Consider the following 22,641-nt stretch of genomic DNA (forward strand, 5'->3'; position numbering starts at 1 on the left):
CCGACGCGGGCGGCCCGCTCCACCTGGCTCACGCGAACGTCCTCGGCCGGAAGCCGGGTCATGAGCGTGTCAACATCCTTGTTCAGGACCGCTGTTCGGGCGGAGGGAAAGTTCAGTCAAGCTCCGCGTGCGCGCCCCCGGAAGAGGGGAAGATGTAGTCCTCCGTAGTCCCGCGTAGTCCAGGGACGGGGTGACGGGATGACGCCTGCACCGCACGCACAGCACCTCGCGTACCTGATCAGCTCAGCCTGCCGGAAACGTGGCTGGGGACCGACCCAGCTGGCACGTGCTGTCGGCCGGGCCGAGGGCAGCGGACCCGACCGATTACAACGTCAGTACGCGCGCAAGTGGATGACCGGCGAACGTACGCCCGACTACTGGTGGCCCTACGTCGCCCGCGTCCTTGAACTCGACCCCGACGCCAGAGGCGTCCCGCAACCGCCCCTCACACCGGCCCCCGCCGATACCGTGGCCTCAGTCATCCAGCTGGGAAGGAGCGACCTCGAGGTGGACCGCCGGAAGTTCCTCACCGCGTCCAGCGGCTACGCCCTCGCCGCCCTCGGCCTGCCCGACCCCGACAGCATCACCCGTCGTGTCCACAGCGCACCCGCTGGAGCCGTCCGCGTCGGGCGCGGCGAAGTGGCCGCCGTCAAGATCATGGTGAAGTGCCTCGGCGACTCCGCGTCCGAGCTCGGCGGCGGACACGCGCGCCACCTCGCCGTGCGCTACCTCACGGAAGACGTCGCACCGTGGCTGAACGGCAAGTACACGGAGGCCACTGGCAGAGAGCTGTTCGCTGCCGCTTCCCAGCTCGCCCACCTCGCCGGCTGGATGGCGCAGGACGAAGGCGACTCCCCCGAGCTTCAAGGCCTCGCCCAGGGCTACTACGCCCACGCCTACGGGCTCGCCACCGAAGCCGGCGACCGCGAACTCGCAGCCACCGCCTTGCGAGGGCTCGCGGTCCACTGCATCGACCTGGGCTACCACGCCGAAGCCGTCCAGCTCAGCGAAGCCTGCGTCACCTACGGACGCGACCTCGACAATCCGCGCGCCGTGGCCTACTACAACGCCACACTGGCCAACGCCGCCGCTCAGGACAACGACCGTCGCCTTGCGTCCCAGCACCTCGCCCTTGCCGAAACCGCCATCGGCCGCCCCCAGACCGGCCCCACCGACTCCTGGGCCGCCCACTACTCCCCAGGCCGCTGGGCCCACGAAACCGGCATGATCCTCAACCGCCTCGGCGACCTCGCCGCCGCCGAGGAACACCTTCTCCTCGCCCTCAACTTCCACGGGGTCGACCGCCGACGTACCCGCGCCATCGTCACAGCCGACCTCGCGGGGGTCCGCCTGCGCCGAGGAGATACGGACGGCGCTCTCACGACGTGGTCCGACTTCCTCGACTGCGCGGAGAGCATCCGCTCCGTCAAAGTTCGCTCGGCCGTTCAGGACATGTCCGTTCGACTACTCCGCCTCCCGAACAATCCCAAAGCACAAGAACTCAGAAGTCGCGCCGCAGCCCTCGCTTGAGACCAGCCCCGGCCGACTCAATCCCGCAATGGAGCCGGTGTCCTATGCGAGCACCAGCCGCCAGCGCCGAAATGCCCAGTGCGTGTCCCCGTCCCAGGTCTGCAAGATGGAGAGGCTACGGGAGCAGGTAGTCCAAGAGCTTTTCGACGATGCGGTGATCGGCGAGGAGCCGTTCCGTCTGCTGGAGCAGGATGGTGTCGCCGAGCTCGGTCAGGTGGACGCCGTCGCTCCACAGACCAGTTGGTTCGCCGGTGAGGTGCTGCGCGGCGGCCGTGTTGTAGCGGGCGAGCTCAGCGTTCATGGCCGTGACGGTCTTGGGGTCCTCGATCGGGCCGAACGGGGTTTCGGAGACGACTACGATCCGGCGGGAGTATCCGCTGAGTTGGTTGAGCATCCCGGTCAGGTGCCGGATGCACTCGTCGGGGTCGACCGCCTCGTGCATCCGGTTCTGGAAGCGGCGCCAGACGTCGTTGATGCCGCATCCGAGAACCTGCCCCCGCCGAGAACCTCATCCCGATCAGCTCGTTCGAGATACAGACGACGGCGACAGCACGCCACGCCGTCCCGCCTCGTCCACGTGCCCGGTCTCCGTACGCCAGGAATCCCGCAGTGACCGGCGCAACGTATGTCGCCGATATCACTGCCACGAGCGCGTCCCCGTAAGGCCGCCAAGCCCGGTCCTCGAAAGATCCTCGCGCCTCTAATAGTTCTCCCGCACGTACTCGTACGTCTTGTCGAACAGCTCACCTTTGATCGGCAAGCTGTACTCCTTCAAGACGGAACGCAACTCGCGACGAACGCGTTTGTCGCCCGCGTCACTCGTGCTCCAACCGGCATAGGCGACCTCGACGACGATCGAGTCGATCCGCGAAACTATGTCGGGGACGATCTTGTGCAGTCCTGGTGGCGTGTTCTCCTCGACGATCTGGGTGAGCGCCCCGCGCTTGGGATCGGCCAGCCTGTCGAGCGCACTCTGGTCGCCCCGTTCCGCTGCCCGGTCCGCGGCGACCACATCTTGAGCGATCTTCAGCGCTTCCTCGAGGAACGCCAGCGAGTCCTCGACGTTCTCGATCGCCTTGGCACGGAGCTTCTCGATCCGCTCGGCCAGCGACCGGTACGCCGGGCTCTCCGAATCCGCGAGCCGACGCCGCAGGCGCGCCTCAATGGAGTCGAGGACCTCCTGGTACACGTCATCGGATTTCGGCTCCGGCGTCTGCTGCTCGGAGAGCTTGAGCTGCTCGGCGATCTTCTTCACCAGTGCCAGGCCGGCAGCGTCAAGTGTGACTGTCTTCGACGGCATCGACTTCACGTCGACATCGCTCATGTGACCTTGGATCAAGCCAGTGGTCTTCGCGCCGAGACGCGCCCAGAGGAACGTCTTGGAGACGTCCTTGGGCCGGATCGACTCGTACACCTTCGCGAGCCAGAAGTACTGCCGCTTGAACGGCTGGAGCATCGGGTGCGGGTCGAGGAACTCCCACACGGTCTGCAGCGCTGCATAGGTCTCGATGAACTCGGTGCGCTGCGCGCCGCCCTCGGGGATCCGCTCGTGGGCCTCGGCAAGCGACTCGAACGACGAGTCGCTGGTGTCGATGCCGTCGAACAGATGGAGCAGACGCGTGAGGTCGGTGACGAACTTCCCCGCCAGCTTGGAGGCGTCCGTGACGTTGAGCTCGTCTTCGTCGTCGTCCTTCACCTCCGGACCGGCAACAGCCTTGCCGATGGCCTTCGCGAGCCCGATGTAGTCGACGACCCGCCCGTAGTCCTTGCGCTGACCAGTGACAGGGTTCTTCCACGGGCGGTTGGGCCGCGTGATCGTCTGGAACAGGTTCGTGTCCTTGGCAGGCTTGTCGAGATACAGCACGCCCTCGATGGGCGCGTTGAAGCCGGTCATCCACTTCGCGGTGACGACGATGAACGACATCGGGTCGTCGACCTTCTTGAAGCGGCGCTTGAGCGCCTCCTCCTGCTCCGGAGTGAGCAGGTGCTTCTTGAACTCCTTCAGGGTCTCCTTGCTGTCGGCGACGTGCATCACCACGCCGACCTTGCGCATCCGCCCGTCCGGCATGACGGCCTCGCGGCGCTCCAGCTCGGCCTCGATTGCCTTGGTGTAGGCGATCACAAGGCGCTGGTTGTAGGCCACGACCTGAGCCTTCTGACCCAGAGGCGCGACGTAGGTGAGGAAGTGGTCGACGATGTCTGTGCACACGGCAGCCACGCGCTCGGGGTTGGAGAGGATCGTCTCGATGTGAGAAGCCTTCCCCGACAGGAAGACCTTCTCCTCCTCGTCCAGGCCCTCCTCCGTGGCCAGCTCGTCGAAGGCCTCGTCCAGGGCCTCCTTGTCGAGGTTGAAACCGACAGCCCGGCCTTCCACGATCACCGGCTTGGTGAACCCATCGGCGATGGACTGCTCCGGCGTGTACCGCGACATCACGAAGTCCGGATCGTCAGGGTCGCCGAACAGCTTGAATGTCGAACGGTCCTTGTCCTTGATCGCGGTACCTGTCGCGCCGAAGAACTTCGCGTTCGGCACCGCCGCGCGCCACGCGTCGCCGAACTTCCCCTCCTGCGAGCGGTGCGCCTCGTCGACGAGGACCACGATGTTCGACCGGTTGTTCAGATGGCCGGCCTCCGCGAACTTGTGCACCGTCGTGATGACCACACCGGGTTCACCGCTGCGCAGCAGAGCGTGCAGCTCGCGCCGGTTGCGGGGCACCGTCATCCGCGGCATGCCGGCGGTCTCGAACATCTCCGCCGTCTGCCGGACCAGATCCTTGCGGTCGGCGATCACGATGACCGTCGGCGCGCTCCCGAACTTCCCCGTCACCGCGTCGTCGCGCAGCAGACGGGCGGCGGCGAACGCCATGAGTTCGGTCTTGCCCGATCCCTGGTGATGCCAGATCAGTCCGCCTGGACGGCCTGCGAGCACCTTGGCGTGGATCGCCAGTGCCGCCTCGAACTGCGGGTAACGAGGCAGGAACTTGATGTCGACCTCGGAGGCATCCCGAGCGTGACGGAACATCACCAGGTCCTTGAGGATCGGCAGGATCGTCTCCGGCCGCAGCAGCAAGCGCGCGGCCCGCTCGACGCGAGCCGGGCCCGTGATGGTTTTCGGGTCGTCCTCAGTGGATCCCCACGGGGCCCAGATCTCGGAGTCGGGGTCCGGTATCGCACGGATCGGGGCCATGCGAAATTCCAGGCCCTCGGTGGCGACGTTGAAGACGTTCGTCGCGAAGAAGTTCGGATACTCCTCCTCGTACACGTCGTAAAGATCCTTCGCGGCGTTGACCCACGAGACCTGATGCTTCACCGGTGTCTTGGTCTCGGCAACGACCAGCGGGAACCCGTTGACGTAGTAGACGATGTCGAACCGGCGCGGCCTGGCAGCACCGTTGATAGTGACCTCGTCGGCAACAGTGAACCGGTTGTTGTCGAGGTTCTTGAAGTCGATCAGCCGACGAGGCACATGCCTGCCGTCGATCGTCGTGAACGAGTGGTCGCCACGAAGCATCACGGTCAGCCGCTCGTTCGCCGCGACGAGACCGTTGTGCGCATCGAGGACCACTTGATTGAGCTCGTGCAGCACGAGGTCCGCCGACTCGGGGTCGTCGACCAGTTCGGGGTTCAGCGCGAGCAACGCTGCGCGTGCCCAGTCCTCGACGATGACGTCATGCTCATCACGCGGTAACGCGTCTCCTTGGAGACGCTCCCAACCAGCCTCCTCCGCCCACTCCAGCAGTGAACGCTGGGTCGTGCTCGCTTCTGTCCACCCCATGTCAGGACACCTCCTCGAGCAGAGCGTCGTAGGACTCAGGAATCTCGATCTCCTGATTCAGGAGCGATGTCAGGAGATTGGAGCGGAAGGTACGGAGGTGGGAGAGTTCGGCGGACACTGCAGCCTGAGTTTGCCAGGCGGCATCCAGCCGGTCCGCCCATGCTTTCTGCTCTGAGCTGGGTACGTCTGGGACAGGAAAACGACTCAGCGTGCGCTTGTTGATTGACGCAATTCCGGTTGTCTGAGTACCGAAGGTCTCGAACCAGCTCTTGCCGAACGAATTACCCCAGGCGGAGACGAACTGTGGCACGAATCCGGGGGAAGTTACTCTGGCGCGAAATACGTGATTCTGGTGAATGCACTGGTCAATCTGCCCTCGCCACACGTCGCCGCGGCCAAGCTTGTCCTTGTCACCACCTTCGTTGAAGAGGATGTCTCCAGGTTCCAGGCGAAGAGCCTCGGCCTTGGAGCTCGTCGTCTGAATCGTCGCAACTTCCCGAAGATCAAGGTATCGACGATGAACATTCGCGACTCGAAGATACGGAACTTCGACGAGGTCAGGTCGTTCGAAGTCCTTCTTATTCTTCGTCAGTCCACCTGAGATGTCAGCAATCGAGTCGAGGCGCACCCAGTCGCCATCAGCCAATGCGTCAACCATGTCGCTCGCAATAGCCCACCAAAGAATGTCCGCCCGCGCGCCTTCCTCCCCCAGCGCCTCGAGCTGCGCGTCCACGGCAGCCATGACATCGACAATGCGGCGCTGCTCCGACAAGGATGGGCGAGCGACTTCAATCGTCAAGAAGTCAGTGGGCTTGACCCGTTCACGCCTGCCGCCCATTCCGGTCGACAGCGCCTGCAGTTGCTCCCACAGTCGTTTTGTGGTCGTAAGGAGCCGGAAGAATTCGGGAAGCATTCGCTCGCCGCACGTGAACGTCGGAAACTCTTGCGACGCGTAGGCCTCACCCAGATCGTTCGGAGCAACGGTGATTGCTCCCTCGAATGCCTTCAAGCGACTGTAGACGATCTGGTTCGGCCGGATGCAATTCAGCGTCTTGTACGAGGTCTCATCGCCAGCGATCGGTTCCCGGAACAACAGGCCCCGACCGCGGTTCAAGACACCGACGATGTCATAGGTGGCCGTCGCCGTGACCGGGACCGCGTCGACGTCCAGTGCAATGACCTCGTTGAGCCGGACCCGCTCCCACTCACTCACTGGACACCCCGAACACGCTCAGGTCGACGCCTGCCGCGGCGAGCCGCTCGAACATGACAGTCTCGGTGTCGATGCGATGCTGCCGGGCGTCGGCATACGCCACGAGCGCGGTACCCAGATCGGCGGTCTCTTCTGCAGCGACCTTGATGTAGCGGCCGATGTTCAGGTCGAAGCCGTTCTGCACGACCTCCTCGAACGGCACCAGCCGGACGTTCGCACCACCCTCACCGTCTGGGTCGCTGTCTGTCTGGTACGCCTCGGTGAGAGCCCTGACGTCATCCTCGGACATGCGGTTCTGCTTCTTGCCCATGACGAACCGGGCCGAGCCGTCAATGAAGAGGACGTGCTCCTTGCGTTCGTCAGGCTTCTGGTCGCGGAAGATCAGCAGACACGCCGGGATCGAGGTCGAGTAGAAGAGGTTAGGCGGCAGACCGACGACGGCTTCCAGAAGGTCCTTCTCGATGAGGCCCTGGCGGATATTCGCCTCCGCGCCTCCGCGGAACAGCACGCCATGGGGCATCACCACTCCGACGCGGCCGGATCCCGGCTTCATCGACGAGATCATGTGCTGGACGAAGGCGAAGTCGCCATTCTTCGCCGGCGGAACGCCGCAGATGGCTCGCGGGTCCGAGGACCAGCGGTCCGCTCCCCAATTCGCCAGCGAGAAGGGCGGGTTGGCGATCACGGCGTCGAACTGACGGACCGCACCAGAGGTGTCCTTGAACGCCGGAGTGCGGAGGGTGTCTCCGCGCTTGATGTCGAAGTCCTCGATCTCGTGCAGGAACAGGTTCATCCTTGCGATCGAGGCCGTCGTCAGGTTGATCTCCTGACCGTACGCCCTGAGCGTGCGATGGTCCTTGCCGGACTCGCGCAGCTGGTTGATCGTCGCGACCAGCATCCCGCCAGAGCCGCAGGACGGGTCATAGACGGACTCGCCCGGCTCAGGCTGGAGGATCCCGACGAGCAGGTTCACGACCTCACGCGGCGTGAAGAACTCGCCGGCCTTCTTGCCCGACTCGTCGGCGAAGTTCTTCAGCAAGTACTCGTAGCCCGCACCGAGCAGGTCGTGCGAGACCGTCGACGGGTCGAGCCTGATCTTGTTGAACGCCTGGATGAGCCCCAGCAGAGCCGACTCCGGGATGCGCTCCTTGTTGCCCCACGAGGCATCGCCGAAGACGCCGGCGAGCGAGGGTTAGCCATTTCGATCCGCTGGAAGGTCTTCGCGATCTCCGCGCCGAGGTTGGTGACCTTCTCGGTGACCTCGCTCCACAGCGTTCCCTCGGGCAGCTCGAACCGGTGAAAGTCGGCCTCGATCTCGTCGTCGAGGTCGTCGCCGTACTCATCGAACGCCGCGTCATGCTCGTGGAGCCAGGTGTCGCTGATCCACTTCCAGAACAGCATCGGGAAGACGTAGGTCTTGAAGTCAGCCGGGTCGACGGGGCCGCGGAGCGCGTTCGCGGCGTCCCACAGCCGGGATTCGAGCTCGTGCTGGGTGATCGTCACAGAGGTGAGGTCCTTCGTAGAAGACGGTGCCCCGATTATGGCGGAGGGCACTGACATTTCGGGAGGCCGATACGGCAGGCAGCAGCGACCTGCAGACGATGACCAGTACCCACGCTCCGAACCGAGCCACGATGGGCGGAGGGCACCAGCAGCAAACCGCCCGTGCGGTACTTCGCTGTCTGCTGTACCGCGTGCGGGGACGCCCGGGCCTTCGCTCACGGTCCCGACGGCGCTCCAGTGGTGATCCGGGCACGCCGGAGGCGGTGACCGGCTACACGTCGCTGGGGTCTCGTTTGTTGCCTTGAACGCGCACCATGATGAGGGTGCGCGGACGGGGGTCGCCTGCAGGGCCGGGCAGGGTGCGGACGTCGATGCAGGCCGGAATGGCCGCGAGGCCCTGTGGCTTCGGGGTGAGATCCAGGACCACGAGGAAGTTCACGGGCGGGCCGGCGACCTGGTACGAGATCGCTTGGGGCCCGTAGGTGGTGGCGTACGCGTTGAAGGATGGGTCTACCCAGTCCCGCTTGAGCTCAAGCGTGATCAGTTCGGTGTTCGGCTGCCAGGCGATATCGACGCGCCCACCGCCGACGTTGGTTTCCTCCATGCGTACCCGCAGGCCCTGGCCGCGCAGGAAGTCCCGCAGGTCACGGCCGAGTTCGGCTTCCCGCGGTTTGGCTTCGTCCTTCTTGAGCTGACGGAGGTAGGCCCGAGCTTGTCCGCCGTACTTTTGCGTCTCGGACAGCCGCAGGTCGACGAATCGGAGCAGGCGCAGGAGCATGCGGTCCACGTCGGCGGCGAACTGGCCGACGTACCCGTCCGGGCACTGTTCCTTGAGCTGGTGATGGGTGTTGCGGAACACGGTGGCGATGATTGGCACCTCGTCGACCGGCTGTGCGGCCTTTCGGGCAGCGAGCATCGCGTCGATTCGGTCCCTCAGTTCCGGGGTGTCCGCCAGCAGGCTCTGCAGGCGCTGTGTGTCCGCAGTGGAGAGCCCGAGCCCGGCGAGCGATGTCGCCGGGCAGTCAGGTTTTGGGGACGGGGAACCACCCCCGGTGTCCAGCGTCTCCCGGAGCCGAGCGGCCTGTTCCCGGACGAGGGTTGTGGTCGGGTCATGGTCGCGGCCGGGGTCCTCGGCGAGTTCTTCAAGCCATGCGTTCAGGAGGGCAAGCCCACCCTCGTGAGCGAGGAGGGTGGCCTCGACGCGGGGGGCGAGAAGGGCGTGCAGGCCGTGCGTGGCCGCTGATGTCGCGGATCCCGGTTGAGCGGTGGGCGGGCGCGCCGGGGAGGGGGCGAACAGGTCGAGCGTGCGGTGGGCGGTGTAGACGTCCACCAGGTCGCTGATCACACCGGCTGCGTGGAGCCAGGCTCCGGGGCGGTCTGATTCCGTTGCGCGGGTAAGGGTGTCGAGGAGGTGCTGCCAGGCGGTGAGGGTGTCCAGGCGTGGGGTGCGCCACCCGGGCGGCAGGCCCAGAAGGTTGAGTCGGAGGTCCAGGACGGCTTCGTCGAGCTGGGTTCTGGCGGCGCCGGGGAGGGGAACGCCGGCGGAGTAGGCGAGGATCGCGTCGATGGCGGCGCCGAAGGCGGCGGCGTCGGGGCGTTCTTCGTCCTGGTAAGCGTCGCTGAGGTGTTGGCGTGCTTCCAGGAGGAGGGGGCGGGCGCTGTCGGGGTTGTCGGTGTGCAGTGCTTGGCGCAGCGCGAGCATGCCGAGTTCGAAGGCGGCGTCCTCGGCGACGTCGTCGCGTTCGACCAGTTGGTTCAGGAGGCGGGCCGGGTCGGGTGAGTCGAAGTGCTCGGCGACGGCGCCGGCGACCCTGACGGTGCGCAGAGCGTAGTCGTCGTCGATCTGGGCGAGTTCCTGTTGCCGGTTCAGGCGGCGTAGCCGGTCCAGGAGTCCGTATTCGGCGGCGGCACCGGACAGGACGATGCGGGCGGTGCCTTCCAGGGCGATGCCGCCGAGGAGGTCGGTGTGGCTGCGGCTGGCGTCCAGCCAGATGTCGGCCAGGTCGTCGCCGAGTTCGTGGACTGCTTCGGGGCATCCGAGGAGGGAGGTGATGACGCCCTCCAGGCGGAGTGGGTCCTGCGGGGCCTCTGCGGCGGTGAGGAGGAAGGCGCGGGCCTGGTCGTCCTGGATGGCTGTGCTGTCGGTGCACATCAGGGCGACGAGCAGGGGCAGTTCGTCGTGGTCGAGCAGGGTGGCGGTGTCCTGTAGGAGGTGGCCGAGTCCGCCGAGGTCGGCGAGGGACGGCGTGGGGGCGCCGGTGCGGTGGGCGTCTACCAGCGGTTGGAGCGGATCGGGAGCGCCACGGGACACTGGTCACCATCTCCTCACTGCGCTCGGCGACCTGTGGAGCATAGAGGGCCGTGTCTGTGCCCGGAACGGGGTGGTCACCACAATCGTTCCCCGGCCGGGGCCAGGCGCAGCTGGTCCGCCGGGATGACCGAGGCCACTTCCTGGCCGCGGGCGGTGGCGATGATGACCTGGAGCTGTGGCGCCGTCTCGGTGAGCTGGACGAGCCCTTGCAGCATCAGTTCGAGGTCTCCGCGGTCGACCTCTTCGGCTCCGGGCGAGTCGACGATGAGCAGTCCCGGGTGTCTACCGACGCCGGTGCGGATGCCGTGCCGCAGGAGGGCGGTGGTGGTGACGATCTTCAGGCGGAGCTGCTCGCCCTCGGTGAGGCTTCCGTATGGCTGGTGCTGGCCGCCCTTCCAGACCTTCAGTGTGGCGCTGGTGCCGAGTTCGACGGCTTCGAGCATCTCCAGTCCAAGCTGGCGGCCCATGGTGACGATGTCGGTCTGGACGGCTTGGAGGACCTCCTTGAGGGCCTGCGTGCGGCGGGCATGGGCGGCCTTCTCGGCGGCCTTGAGGATGTCCTGGTCTCGTTGAAGCGGGGCGAGGCCAGCTGGATCGCCGAGGTCGTCGAAACGGCCTCGGCGTTCGTCGAGGGCGCCTCTCAGCCGGGCGACCTCGAGCTCGGCTGCCCGGCGCTCGCCCGCTGCCGGGCGGGCGAGCGCGTCCTGGAGCGCGTTCTGGGCCTGGCGGAGCGTGGCCGCGGCGTTGGTGGCTTTGGCCTGTTTGCCGGCGAGTGCTGTGGCCGCCGTCTCGACGGCGTGCTGGACCTGGGCGAGTGTCTGACGCAGTTCCTGGTCGTCGTCGACGTCGTCGAGGCCGTCCTCGTCAGCCGGGGTGCCGTCGTACTGCGTTGTGGCCGGGTGGAGTTCGGAGGTGCACAGGGAGCAGTGACCTTCGTCCTCCCGGGCCCATTGAGCCTGGGTGACCTGGGCGTCGCAGCGGGGGCACACGGTTGGTTTCAGGGTGTGGAAGAAGGCCTTGGCGAGGACGGCTTCGTGTGCGGCATGGACCAGCGCGGCAAGGGACTGGCGCTGCTGTTCGAGCTCGTCGTGCTGTACACGGGCTTCGGCGAGCTCGCGCTGCGCGGTGCCGGCCGCTTCGGTCGCCTCGGCGAGGGCCTGGTAAGAGGCGTTCAGGTCGGCGGCGTTCTGGCCGAGGTCCGGCAGGGTGTCCAACCGGTCCTGGGCGCGCTGGAGGCTGCGGTCGAGTTCGTCGATCTTGCTCCGGCGTTCGTCCGCTTCGGCTTGGGCGCGGGCCTTGGCGGCGGACAGCTGCGCCGCGACGAGCTTCTGCGCTACCGCGGCGGAGACCATCGTGGCGGCCCAGGGAGCTCCGAGGAAGAGTTCGAGGAGCCGGGTCGGGAGGGCGTTGCGGGCTTCGTTGCCCAGCAGGTGGCCCAGGCCGGAGCGGTTGATGTGGAGGGCACTGGCGTACGCCGGCCAGGACAACTCGCCGGTCAGCGGCGGTCCGTCGACTCCTTCGGGCCGCTTCTGCTGGGTGCGCAGCGGCTCCAGGCCGAGGCGCTCCAGCATGAAGGCGTCCATCAGCTCTTCGAACGTGGCGGCGTTGTCGAAGGAGAACAGCGCTGCACCGCTGTCCTTGGAGACCACGGTCCCTGCTGGCTTGCTGTCCGCGACAGTCATCTCGACGACAAGGGTCTCGTCGTCGAGGACGAACTCGGTGCGGACTCGGCGCAGCCAGCTCTGCACGTCGCGCTGGAGCCCGCTGCGGCCGCGCAGGCACCACAGGACGATCTCCAGCACGCTGGACTTGCCGGCCTCGTTCTTGCCCGAGGAGGCCAGGCACCAAACGCCCGGTCCCGGCTTCCACCGGAAGTGGAAGGGATCGCCTTCCTCGCCGACGTCGCCGTCGTGCTCACCCGCCAACGCGGGGCGCACGCCCTCGAACTCCACTTCGGTCACCCGCAGCGAGTGCGGCCTGGGCAGCGCGGTCTGTGGGCGCACGCCGTGCTCGACGAGGACCGCCTTGACCACGTCCAGCTCCTGGCCGGCCGCCTTCGCGATCTCCTCCAGCCACGCCTCGACCGGGCCCAGGGCGTCGCTCTCTGTGCTCATGCCAGTCCCTCCTGGGCCAGTGCCGCGTCCAGTCGTTCGCGGACACGCTCGGTGATGCCGCCGATCACCTGGTGCACGAGAGTGGCGGCGTACTCGGGCTGCCCGTACTGCTGTGCCTTCAGCTGGGCTCCGGTCATCCCCTCGACCGCGGCCGCCACGTAGGCGGTCTGCTGGTCGTACCAGGCGAGGACCTGTTCACTCTCGCGGAGCCGCTGGGCCTGATCGGCGCCGGCCTGGAGAAGGAAGTAGTCCCTGCGGCGCACGCGTTCGTCGGACACACGCCCTGCACGCCGTACCGCGATGAGTCCCAGGTGGCGCAGCACGCTCAGGGCGTTGTCGAGAACTTCGTAGGCTCCGTGATCATTGCGGAGCATCCGGTAGGTGTGTAGCTCCGGCTCGCGCTCCGTGAACACGGCTCGGGCGTCGAGCAGCCGCTCCGCCGGCAGGGCGCCTGCCTCCCACCTCGAGATGATCAGTTCCGCGAGGTAGTCAGGGTTGCGTACGAGGAAGTCCAGCTTCTGCAGCTTGCGCTGCGAGCGGACCGCTCGAACGGCCGTGTCGGGCACCTGCGGCCAGTCGGCGCACGGTTCACCCAGTCGGTCGAGGATGAACAGAACTCGCACCGCCGTCTGACCCGGGGTCGGTGAAGGACTGACAGCGACCACCCCCTTGGACCTGCCGGAAAGTCCGGCCCCCTCACTGATTGCTGATCATCGGTCACTCACCATACAAGCGAACATCACCGAATTACCCCAGCGTGTCGCTACCGGCACGGAAATCTCGCTCGGCCGAGGGAGTGAAGCCACGAGGTGTCTGCCCGCGTGGCCGCGTCTCGTCGGGAACAGGACAGTCGGAAGCAGGGGACCGGCGTCATCGTCACGGTGACGGCGGTCCGCCGGGCGATCCCCTAGGCCCAGCGTGTGTGGACCCGTCACCCGTTCGGGGAGGCAGGGACCTGGGCATACGTGATGAAGATCAGGCCAGCAGTCAGCTTGTTGCTGGGCCAGCTGCTCGGCGACGACGTGCGGGGCCCTCCAGCGCTGCTGTCCGTGGGTGAGGGCTTCGGCCCAGTTGCATACGGCCTCGGCCAGCGCCTCCCACTTCTGCTGCGTGACCACCCGCATGCCGTCGACGGTGATTGCCTGCAGGTCCGGCGTACGGCTCGGGTGGACCATTAAAGATCTGCTGGGTGACGTCGGGGTAGGTCTGCTCGTGCCAGCGGACGCTTCCGCCGAGCTGGTCCAGGTCGTGCTTGATGATCGCGTCCGTGATGCGTCCGGTCTTCAGCTCGATGACCGCGTGTCGCCCGGCTCCGAGGACCCACAGGTTGTCCGGGCCCTTGTCGTACTGCGGGGCGTGTGCTGACGAAGCCGAGGTGCTCGCCCAGCCGCTCCCACGCGCGCTCGGCGTCGTCGGTGCGCTCTTTGTCACCCCAGATGACCTCCTCGGTGAGGGCCTGGACGGCCAGGACCAGCGAGGTGCCGTCGGAGTAGGTGTCGCCGAGGAACGCAGCCGCGGCCTGTGCCTGGACAGCGGCGGGACGCAGTCCGCAGCTGTAATACCGGGGATTCCCCGCGAGTGGGCGTCCCCGGACTCCACGAGCTCCGCGAAGGCGAGGCGGACATCGTCGGCGTCCTGGCTGGTGGCGGCCGCCAGCCGTTCCAGGGAGGTGAGGATCTCTGGCGGTTCGCTCAGATCGTCGACCAGGCGGCGCGCCAGGCCCCACGTCAGGTAGAGCTCGGACAGGCCCCGCACCGTTTGGGGTACCGGGAAGCAGGTGGCCGTCAGCATGGCGCCGAACTTCTCCCAGCGGCTCGCCTCGCACGCCTCTCGACCCTCGGGCGCTTCCTCGTAGTCCCACTCCTCATCGGGCCACGAGAATGTGAGCGCACCGTCGAGATCGCCGCCGATCATGTCCCAGTGGCCGCCGAAGATCTCCTGCAGCAGGTCGTCCAGAGAGCCAGTGAAGCCGGGCTGGCTCGCGGTCCCGATCAGCATGGTCAGTGGGAAGCCCTGGCGAGGCAGGACGTGGTCCCAGCCCGAAGCCCACCAGTCGTTGTGCATCGCCATGTCCCGGCGCGACCCGGGTACAGACGAGTTCTCATTCATCCGCAGCTCTTCCTGGAAAATGGCCGGACGCTCGCAGCGTACGCACTGAGGCGCGGCACGTTCTCACGGGCGTCCGACCCAGGCGTGGTGGTTGGGGGCGACGTGCAGTTGCTCGCGTAGGCGGCCGCGCAGAACACCAACGCGTGTCCTGCCCTCTACGACCTGCAGACCGCTGTCTGATGGGTCCAGGAGGCGTCGGGCGATCAGGATCGGCGGGCGTAGCCATGTCCCGTGCTCTTCCCAGTGCCGACCCACCTCGGGGCGGCGAACCTTGACCCAGTGCACCGGGTTCTCGGCGTAGCTCTCGATACAGCCGGCATCGGACGCTCCGGTCGGCATCCCGACGAAGTCCGCAGTGGGAATCGTCTCCAGCCGCCACGTGACGTCGCGCAGGTCGATGCCGCCGTAGTCGTGTACGAAGGCGGCATTGTCGCCGTGGTCGAAGAGGAACTGTTCGAGGACGTCGTCCGGCCACTGCAGGGAGACCAACGACGGGTCGGGGCGGAAGCGGGCGAAGCTGAGGCCGCCGTCTTGGCGACGGGTCATCAGCGGGCTGAGGTCGCTCAACTTCATGCCGTGGTCAGCTCGTCGGCTGCCCTGTCTCATCCCACCTTCTCAGAACGGGAGCGAGAGTGGGAGCCACCGCATACTCGACGTCCTGTGGGTCAGAGCAGGTCGTCTGTCCGTTCGGGTCACGAGTGACCATGGACATCTGTCCCGCCCGGCGGCCGTCACGGGTCGCAGCGTAGACGGTGAGCGCCTCGAGCCGGTCCAGGCGGTCACGCGCCGGGAAGAAGAGGGTGCCCAGTTCCTGCTCTTTGCCTGTGGGTTTGGCGAACCATGACTCCGACGTCACGACGATGCCGTCGGCCTTCATCGCCTTCGCCTGGTTCGCGAGCTTCTCGAAGGAGAGGATCTTCGTGCCCTGGCTGTCGAAGACGAGAGTGCCGAGCTGCACCATCTTGTCTCCTCGGTACAGGAAGGCGAAGGTCTCGTGGAAGCCGTCCTTCTCCATCAGCAGCCGAGCGTTGGCCATGTGCCAGGGCACGGCGTCGATCGGGTTGCCGGAGTGCGGCTCGGGCCGCTTCCCGTAGCGCTCGAGCGCCCGCTTGGTGCCAGCCTCGTCGCGTTCGATGGTCAAGTTGTAGGACTCGATCTGAACGCCCTTGAGCACGTCGAAGTGGGCTTCCAGGTCGTCCTTCGCGACAAGCATGCAATGCGGCATGGTGCCCGAAGACTTGAGGTGCGCCGTCACGCATTCCTCGTCACGTACCGAAAGGTCGCATATCTGCACACCGGCTGCCTGGTGCCCCTCGGCGAGCAGCGCCGCGAGTTGCGCGTACACCTCTCCCGTCGCGTCCAGCAACTCCCACTCGGGCAGCGCCGCATCCACCCAGCGGCGCCGCACGGTCACAGTGCCGCCCGGGGGCCGGTACCGCCGTACAACATCGTCCAGGATCTCGCGGACCGTCATCCGGGGCGGGAACTTTGCCGAGGTGCCCAGCACGCGCTGCAGCCAGTCCTGCTGCCACACGATCTGCAACTCGCTGTGCAGCTCCAGATCGGCTTCTTTCGTGATGCGATTGCGGGACTTGACGACCCACCGCATGATCTCGCTGCTGCCCGACTGCTGTTGGAACCGTGCATACCAGTCGTCGAAGCCTACGAGTTCCTTCTTCTGCTTCTGCAGCAGCCATGTCACGTTCCGGAGGTTCGGGACCAGCGCGTTCAGCATGATCCTGAAGCCATGCGGATCGAAGTACTCCTCGTGCAGCCGGTGCCACTGGGCATGGCAGTCCATCAGGCGCCGATGAGCACCGGGCATCGGGCACCGCTGCGCGGCTTCTTCCGCAGTCATGCACTGATGCTAGGCGGAACGCTTTTCGGATATGACGGTATTTTATCGGTATCCCAGTCGACAGACAGCGGAATCTCGCTCAGCCGATCGCGTGGGTGGGCAGCGCCCCCGACAGCGCGATGTCGGCCGTACCGGGTGCGGTCGACATGTGCCGTCGCCGGTGCGGTGGTTCTCAGAACCTTGTGACGGTCGGCGCCTGCCGGAATCCGGCGGCGATCTCATGGTGGCGTGCGAGCACCGTGTTCGGGCCGACACGGACGTAGAACTCCGCGCGCTGTCCGTCGCGGTAGGCGTACATTTGGCCCCCGCCGGAGACCTCGATCGCGAGGACCGTCTTTCCGTCGTGTTCGATCACGCGTGGCTCGTAGGACGGCACCGGCTCCAGGTTGTCCCGGATCATGCCCACGACCTGGAGAACCTGCTTATCGATGTTCGCCCCCTCGGGCAGGCCCACGATCTGCAGGTCGTCCCGGACACCGATCAGGACGGTGCCGCCGTCCTGCGATGCGAAGGCGGCGATGGTCTTGAGCATCTTCTTCCGCGAGTCGCCCTCCGGGACCTCCCGCTTGCACTCCAGGTGCTGCCCCTCACCGTTCGCCAGGAGGAGGTCCAGTTCAGGGCCGGGCTGCTCCCAGACGACCGAGGCATCGCGGGCGCGCCCGTACGTGGGAGCCGGGAAGTGGCGCCAGTCCAGCCACTGATCCGCGCGGCGGAGCATCAGCAGGCTGTCGGGCGCGAGTCCGCGGGGCAGCCCGAAGCGGTAGGCGCCGGCGCCGTCGACGGACTGGAGTTCGTTGCCCGCCGCCCAGCTCAGCTCCAGCACCGCGCCGTCCAGGGCCTCGCCGTCGACGACGGCCGTCAGCAGGTCGGGCCCGATGGTGATCTGCGAAAGCCAGCCCGCGCGCTGCGGCAGGACGATGCGCCACAGGTCCGAGCGGCCCGCGTTGGTGTCGTGGGGGCGCTGGTTAAGGAAGGCGCTGAGGGCCTGGTCGAAGTTCAGGAAAGAGGGGCCGTCCCCGACCAGCAGGTCGTGGCCGGGCTGGAGCGTGTTGGCGTCCCGGTTGATGGTCCACTCGGTGCGCGGCCACGGCGTGGTCACCCGGCCCCACTCTTCCTGGCCGCGCAGCTGATAAGCGGAGGCGCTGGAGGGCGGCGGGCCGGGGGCGACGACGTGGAGACCGTGGATGTCCTGTTCGTCGCCCCGCAGCAGCGCGGCGACAGTTGGGCCGGGCAGGCGCAGTTCCAGGAAGCTCGCCGTGCTGTAGCGCCAGGCCCGCTCCTTCACCGGGGTGTCGTCGTCCAAGGTGACCTGGCCATGGTGCAGTTGCCACTGTTGTCCGTCCGCGACCAGTGCCAGCCGGACGTTCACGGCGGCGCGCTCGCTGAGCATCGCCACCAGTACGGCCGTGTCCGTCTGCCCGTTGTTCGCCATGTCCGGCTTCCCTCTCTCCGCGGCGTGTGGAGCCGAACCAGGCGCATCGTCACGGCCCGTGCTCCCGAGCAGGCTACGCCGCAGGTACGTCGGCGGGAGGCCAAGCGCTGCTGCTCATCTCAGAACACCTCACGAGCAGTTCCGACCGACCGCAACCAGGCCGTATGCGGCCAACGGCTGCCCGCTGTCCCCACTGCACGACGAGCCGGGGTTCGGGCTGCTCGCCGACCCCAGCGACGACGACTTGTGCAGACGGCACCCGGTCGGAAACGGGCTGGGACTACCATCTCTTGCTGATCACCGTTGCTGCTGAGCACGGTGATGTGCCGGGGACGGGGGGCGAGTTGTGTATGTGTCCGAGGTGCTGGTGGAGCGGTTCCGGTCGTGCGAGCGGGTGCAGATACCGCTGAGGCCGGAAGTGACAGTGCTCGTCGGGGAGAACAACGCGGGCAAGTCCAGCGTGATCGATGCACTGCGCCTGCTCACGGACCCGCTGGACGGGCGCCGTGTGCGGTATTTCGAGGAGTCCGACGTCCTGAGGACCACAGCCGATCTGGGTGGTCCGAGCCTGCAGATGGACCTAGCCGACATTCATGCGGGGCAAAGCGGCGCCTACCTTGAGGCGCTGCTGCGCGAAGGGGCTCCCGACAACCGCACTGCGCGGTGGCAGGTGTCCTGGACTCCGCCGCAGACGGGCGGCCGGCGCGGAAGCACCGCCTGGTCGCAGGGCGCGGGCCTTCCAGTGACGGGAGAGCCTCCGGCGCGCGGTGGTGTGCGGCACGTCTATCTGCCGGCGCTGCGTGATGCGGAGCGGGAGCTTGCCTCGGCTGGCGGCGACCGGGTGCGCATGATCCTTCGCGGTCTGCTGGGGGACGACGACCAGGTCGATGCCTTCGTGGAGCGGATCGGCACCGAGCTGAAGAAGGTGGCCGCAGATGGGGACGTGGTCAAGGTCAGCGAGAAGATCAACGAACCGCTGCGGGACCTGACTGTCGGCGCGCATCCTCAGGAGAGCGAACTGGCTCTGGCCGAGCCCACGTTCGCGTCGATCGCCCGCTCGCTGCGTGTGCTGCTGGGGGATGCATCTGTACAGCCGTTTCCCTTGGTGGCGTCGGGGCTGGGCTATGCCAACACTCTGTTCATCGCCACGGTGATGGCGGAGCTGGACGCGGCGGCGGAGGCCGATCTGACCGTGCTGCTGGTGGAGGAGCCCGAGGCGCACCTACACCCGCAGTTGCAGACTCTGCTGCTGCGCTATCTGCAGCGGCGGGCGAAGGCCTCGCGCCGCCGGTCTGCGGGGGATCCGGTAGAGCCTGCCGGACACCTGCAGGTGGTGGTCACCACGCACTCCCCCATCCTGTCGGCCGCGGCCAGCGTGGAGGACCTGGTGGTCATGGCCAGGTGGCCGGGTGAGCTGTCCGAAGGCTGGCAGGCACGGCCTTTGCCCATCCCCCGGCTGCGTCTGAGTCCGGACCGGGTGCGGCATCTGGACCGCTATCTGGATGCCACCAAGAGTGCCCTGCTGTTCGCCTCCCGGGCGATCCTGGTGGAGGGCATCTCCGAGCTTCTTCTGCTGCCCGCCCTGGCCCGGCGTGTCCTTGCCGCCGGTGAGGGTGCCGATATCGAGGCGGCTCGGGAGGCGTTCGAGGCCCTGGAGCGGTTCTTCGGGACCACCCGGGTGATCGTGGACGGCGTCGGGTTCGAGGTCTACCTGCGGGTGCTGCTGGCGCCCGTGGACGGCATGAGCCTGGGGCGGCGGGTGGCGTTGATCACCGATACGGATGTGGCACCCGATCAGCCGGAACCACCCCGGCTGGAGTCGCTGCGGGAGCTTCCCCGCCGCTGGGGTTCTCCCGGCGATCTGCACCTGGCTGCAGCGCCGCGGACGCTGGAGCCGGCTCTGTGGTCGCAGGACAACATCGCCGCCTTGCGGGCGGCGTTCCTGCGCTGCGCACCGCGCTCGCAGAAGCGCTGGGAGCACGTCGTCAAGGCGGCGGATCCCGCTGTGGCGTTCGGGGAACTGTTCGTCACGAAGACCAGTCGAACCGTCACAAGCGCGGACGGAGAGCTTACAAAGGGCACAAAGATCTCCAAGGGCCGGTTCGCCCAGGAGCTCGCCGACGTTCTGGCCGACCCGGCGGTGGCGTTCACCGTGCCTGCCTACCTGGAGGACGCGATCCGCTTCGTCGCGGCCACGGACCGCACCGGCGCCGCTGCGGTGGGCGCGCCGTGACCGGGCCAGGGCAAGCGACGCCGGTGCGGGCCCGTGCCGAAGCGCAGCAGCAGGCTGCCGTGCCCGTGCCGGCGCCTGCCTTCATTCCGGCCTGCCCGGGCGCCGGCAAGACGCATGTGATCACCAGCCGCCATCTGCAGTTGCCCCGGCGACGGCTACGGCAGGGCCGGGCGCTGATCTCGTTCACGCGGGTGGCGCGGGATCAGATGATCCGCCGCTGCCGCAAGACGGGCCGCGCCGACCTGGTCCAGGCACCGCACTTCATCGGCACCCTCGACTCGTTCCTGTGGGAGTTCCTGGTCAAGCCGCTGCGTGCGGCCGATCCCGTGCCCCGGTTGCTGGAGTCGTGGGCAAGCGTCAAGGCTCCGGTCGAGGACGTGGACCGGGTGATCTCCTTGCACCGCTTCCCCATGACCATCGATCCCTCGCAGAACCCTGCAGGCGAGGCAGTGGCCTGGGACAAGCTCCGCTACGAGACCCGCCAGCTCATCGAGGCCAGCTCCTACAGCCGCCGCGCATGGGAAAAGAGGATCTTCGACACGCGCAAGTCGTGGTGCGAACAGGGGTACCACACAGGGCACGAGGCGCGGTTTCTGGCCCTGTGGAATCTGCGCAACGCCAAGGCCGCCGCCACACTGCTGCCTCCGCTGCTTTCCCGATTCTCGGAAGTCATCGTGGACGAGGCGCAAGACTGCTCCGCCGCCGACCTGGCGATCCTCCAGCTACTGCACAACGCCGGCCTGCCCCTGGTCCTCGTCGGCGACCCGGACCAAACCATCTACGCCTGGCACGGGGCCGAGCCCCAGGCACTTCGGTCTTTCGCAGCAGGGCTCTCACCCACCACTCATCCGCTGACGGGCAACTGGCGCAGCTCCCCGGTCATCTGTGGACTGGCGGCCACCCTACGCACGGGGCAGCGCCCGCCGGACACGTCCGTCGTACGCGACGACGCCACCCCGATCCTGCTGCTGCCTGCCCGGTTCGCCGCTTCCGGTGGCCGTCACCTGCATGCCCCAAGCGGTGCCAGTCTCTTCGACACCTTCGGTGCGCTCGCCAAGGAGTACGCCGTCCAGGCGCAGGACTGCCTGGTGACCGCCTTCAAGTACGCCACGTTGCCGGGCATCAACCGGGAGAAACCCGATACCAACGCCATCACCAGCCTGGCCTGGGCCCGCACCACCGTCCACACCCCGGGCGCCTCCGGAGAGGACCTCGCGCGGGCCTGCTTGATCGCCGCCCGTGTCCTGTTCGGCTACTGGTATCCGGAGCAAGCCGGCGGCCCCGACCGCATCAGCGCCGCCCACAGCCTCCCGGCCAACCAGGTCAACCGCACTGCGTTCGCGTTCCTGCACAGCCTGCCCCCGCCCCACAAGAAGTGGGGTCCGCAGGTGTGGCAGGCCATGAAGGCCTGGCCTCCTCTGCCCGGGGCGGCGCCGCAGGGCAAGAAGGGACGCCCCGCCGGAGTCCCCACCGTGGCACGTCGCCAGGTGGCCACCGGCATGCGCACCAACATCGTCCACCAGCTCAAGGGCGATGAGGCCGACGGGATTCTGCTGTTGCTGCCCGATGCTGGAAGCGTCCAGCGCTGGGCCACCGGCGATCCGGCAACCGACGAGGTGCTGCGGGTGTGGTACGTCGCTGTCACCCGTGCCCGCCGCTTGGCCGCCATCGCCCTGCTGGAAGAGGAGACCGATGCACTGGCCCGGTTGCTGACCGAGCGCCAAGTACCGGTCCGCGTCGTATGAGACCTGCTTCGAGCTGTCCGGCCCGCCGATATAGAGCCGGACCACACGTGGAAGAACCCTGCTGTATCGCGTCATCAGCTCGTGGACTGCACTGGTGAGCGCACAGCGAAGATCTCCTCGGCCGCAGCCGACTGGGCCAGCCACCCGCGCGGCATCCGCACCGTCGGTACTCGTTGCGGCCGACCGGTTCGCCGCCCATCTGCGGGAACTCGTCTCCGCCTCGCGGGCGGAAGCGTCTGTGTCATGAACGGTCACACAGTGCTGTACGACCCCGAAGGCCGGATCGAAACGCAACTGCCTCTCGATCGCGCAACGCGCGAGCGTGTGGTCCGGGCGGTGCTCGCGTGGTCCGATCCGGCGGCTTTGCGGCCCGACGACTACGAACAGGTCGGGCTGCTGCTGTCCGGGGCCGCCCACGCGGTCGCCGCCGATGTCCGCGCGTGCGCGGGCCGGCTGCCCGACGACGACGGCCGGCCCCTGCTCGCTGAGATCGTGCTGGGCAAGGCCGACAGCCGACTGCCGCTGAGGTCCCGGAACATGCACCGGGTGAAGAACAAGGCCCGCATGCTGCGCGCGCTGTACGAACGGCTGGACCGGACCGGCTCCAGGACGCAGCACCCGCCGCGGAGACGACCGCAGTGGTCTCCCCCTGATCGTCGCCCGGCGCCGCCTCCCCCGTCGGCTCCGGGCGACCCGCATGAGGCCCCCGGCGGCCCGCTCTGCACTAGTACTCCAGCAGGATTTCGCTGTCTGACCTGGTCTTTCGCCGGGTGGCGGGAGTGTAGCGGGACTTCGGCCGTGCGGGGGCGGTCTCACGG

The 22,641-nt window shown here is 67.3% G+C and carries 16 protein-coding genes; 4 read left to right on the forward strand and 12 right to left on the reverse strand.

Features of this window, described 5'->3' with window-relative positions; translation table 11 throughout:
- Positions 1–351 precede the first annotated feature (351 nt).
- A complete protein-coding gene (locus tag ACH45E_RS44955; RefSeq protein WP_361457020.1) occupies positions 352–1,530 on the forward strand; it encodes a tetratricopeptide repeat protein in 1,179 nt (392 codons plus the stop codon).
- 115 nt (positions 1,531–1,645) lie between these two features.
- Here ACH45E_RS44955 and ACH45E_RS44960 read toward each other — a convergent pair whose 3' ends face one another.
- The 12 genes from ACH45E_RS44960 to ACH45E_RS45015 all read right to left on the reverse strand — a co-directional run bounded on the left by ACH45E_RS44960 (position 1,646) and on the right by ACH45E_RS45015 (position 17,845).
- On the reverse strand, positions 1,646–1,972 hold the full coding sequence (locus ACH45E_RS44960) for a hypothetical protein (RefSeq protein ID WP_361457022.1): 327 nt from the start codon (positions 1,970–1,972) through the stop codon (positions 1,646–1,648).
- A 258-nt stretch (positions 1,973–2,230) separates the two neighbouring features.
- The gene (locus ACH45E_RS44965; RefSeq protein ID WP_361457025.1) at positions 2,231–5,305 is read right to left on the reverse strand and encodes an HsdR family type I site-specific deoxyribonuclease; all 3,075 of its coding nucleotides are present in this window, start codon (positions 5,303–5,305) and stop codon (positions 2,231–2,233) included.
- Position 5,306: 1 nt separating this feature from the next.
- Entirely contained in the window at positions 5,307–6,518 is a 1,212-nt protein-coding gene (locus tag ACH45E_RS44970; protein ID WP_361457028.1) for a hypothetical protein, read from the reverse strand.
- Positions 6,511–7,557, reverse strand: coding sequence for an N-6 DNA methylase (locus ACH45E_RS44975; RefSeq protein WP_361457031.1), 1,047 nt, complete (start codon positions 7,555–7,557; stop codon positions 6,511–6,513). Before ACH45E_RS44975 ends, ACH45E_RS44970 begins: the two co-directional genes overlap by 8 nt.
- Positions 7,551–8,021 carry a type I restriction-modification system subunit M N-terminal domain-containing protein gene (locus ACH45E_RS44980; RefSeq protein WP_361457034.1) on the reverse strand — a complete coding sequence of 157 codons (471 nt, stop codon included), beginning with the start codon at positions 8,019–8,021 and terminating at the stop codon, positions 7,551–7,553. The genes ACH45E_RS44975 and ACH45E_RS44980 overlap by 7 nt, the downstream gene beginning before the upstream one ends.
- 271 nt (positions 8,022–8,292) lie before the next feature.
- Positions 8,293–10,332 (reverse strand): hypothetical protein, encoded by a 2,040-nt coding sequence (locus ACH45E_RS44985; protein WP_361457037.1) that lies wholly within the window; start codon positions 10,330–10,332, stop codon positions 8,293–8,295.
- Between the two features lie 74 nt (positions 10,333–10,406).
- Entirely contained in the window at positions 10,407–12,446 is a 2,040-nt protein-coding gene (locus tag ACH45E_RS44990) for a hypothetical protein (protein ID WP_361457040.1), read from the reverse strand.
- Positions 12,443–13,069, reverse strand: a complete 627-nt coding sequence (locus tag ACH45E_RS44995) for a hypothetical protein (RefSeq protein ID WP_361457043.1) — start codon at positions 13,067–13,069, stop codon at positions 12,443–12,445. Before ACH45E_RS44995 ends, ACH45E_RS44990 begins: the two co-directional genes overlap by 4 nt.
- A gap of 364 nt (positions 13,070–13,433) precedes the next feature.
- Positions 13,434–14,555: a DUF6042 family protein gene (locus tag ACH45E_RS45000; RefSeq protein ID WP_361457046.1), complete on the reverse strand. Its 1,122-nt coding sequence runs from the start codon at positions 14,553–14,555 to the stop codon at positions 13,434–13,436.
- Positions 14,556–14,618: 63 nt separating this feature from the next.
- Positions 14,619–15,128 carry a hypothetical protein gene (locus ACH45E_RS45005; RefSeq protein ID WP_361457049.1) on the reverse strand — a complete coding sequence of 170 codons (510 nt, stop codon included), beginning with the start codon at positions 15,126–15,128 and terminating at the stop codon, positions 14,619–14,621.
- Positions 15,129–15,135: 7 nt separating this feature from the next.
- Positions 15,136–16,413, reverse strand: coding sequence for a hypothetical protein (locus ACH45E_RS45010; protein ID WP_361457052.1), 1,278 nt, complete (start codon positions 16,411–16,413; stop codon positions 15,136–15,138).
- Between the two features lie 172 nt (positions 16,414–16,585).
- Entirely contained in the window at positions 16,586–17,845 is a 1,260-nt protein-coding gene (locus tag ACH45E_RS45015; protein ID WP_361457055.1) for an ATP-binding protein, read from the reverse strand.
- Between the two features lie 352 nt (positions 17,846–18,197).
- On the opposite strand from ACH45E_RS45015, the gene ACH45E_RS45020 reads away from it, so the two are divergent.
- The 3 genes from ACH45E_RS45020 to ACH45E_RS45030 all read left to right on the forward strand — a co-directional run.
- Entirely contained in the window at positions 18,198–20,078 is a 1,881-nt protein-coding gene (locus ACH45E_RS45020; protein WP_361457058.1) for an AAA family ATPase, read from the forward strand.
- Complete coding sequence (locus ACH45E_RS45025) at positions 20,075–21,823, forward strand: UvrD-helicase domain-containing protein (RefSeq protein ID WP_361457061.1); 1,749 nt, start codon at positions 20,075–20,077, stop codon at positions 21,821–21,823. Before ACH45E_RS45020 ends, ACH45E_RS45025 begins: the two co-directional genes overlap by 4 nt.
- Before the next feature lie 243 nt (positions 21,824–22,066).
- Positions 22,067–22,641: hypothetical protein (locus ACH45E_RS45030; protein WP_361457064.1), on the forward strand; the 575-nt coding region annotated here is incomplete at its 3' end.

Source organism: Streptomyces sp. NPDC020299 (assembly GCF_044387825.1).
Lineage (GTDB): Bacteria > Actinomycetota > Actinomycetes > Streptomycetales > Streptomycetaceae > Streptomyces.

What these genes read in the sequence shown, in the direction of transcription:
- ACH45E_RS44955 (WP_361457020.1), top strand. Translation starts at nt 352, where the DNA reads ATGACCGGCGAACGTACGCCCGACTACTGGTGGCCCTACGTCGCCCGC.
- ACH45E_RS44960 (WP_361457022.1), bottom strand. Translation starts at nt 1,972, where the DNA reads ATGCACGAGGCGGTCGACCCCGACGAGTGCATCCGGCACCTGACCGGG.
- ACH45E_RS44965 (WP_361457025.1), bottom strand. Translation starts at nt 5,305, where the DNA reads ATGGGGTGGACAGAAGCGAGCACGACCCAGCGTTCACTGCTGGAGTGG.
- ACH45E_RS44990 (WP_361457040.1), bottom strand. Translation starts at nt 12,446, where the DNA reads ATGAGCACAGAGAGCGACGCCCTGGGCCCGGTCGAGGCGTGGCTGGAG.
- ACH45E_RS45000 (WP_361457046.1), bottom strand. Translation starts at nt 14,555, where the DNA reads ATGAATGAGAACTCGTCTGTACCCGGGTCGCGCCGGGACATGGCGATG.
- ACH45E_RS45005 (WP_361457049.1), bottom strand. Translation starts at nt 15,128, where the DNA reads ATGAAGTTGAGCGACCTCAGCCCGCTGATGACCCGTCGCCAAGACGGC.
- ACH45E_RS45010 (WP_361457052.1), bottom strand. Translation starts at nt 16,413, where the DNA reads ATGACTGCGGAAGAAGCCGCGCAGCGGTGCCCGATGCCCGGTGCTCAT.
- ACH45E_RS45015 (WP_361457055.1), bottom strand. Translation starts at nt 17,845, where the DNA reads ATGGCGAACAACGGGCAGACGGACACGGCCGTACTGGTGGCGATGCTC.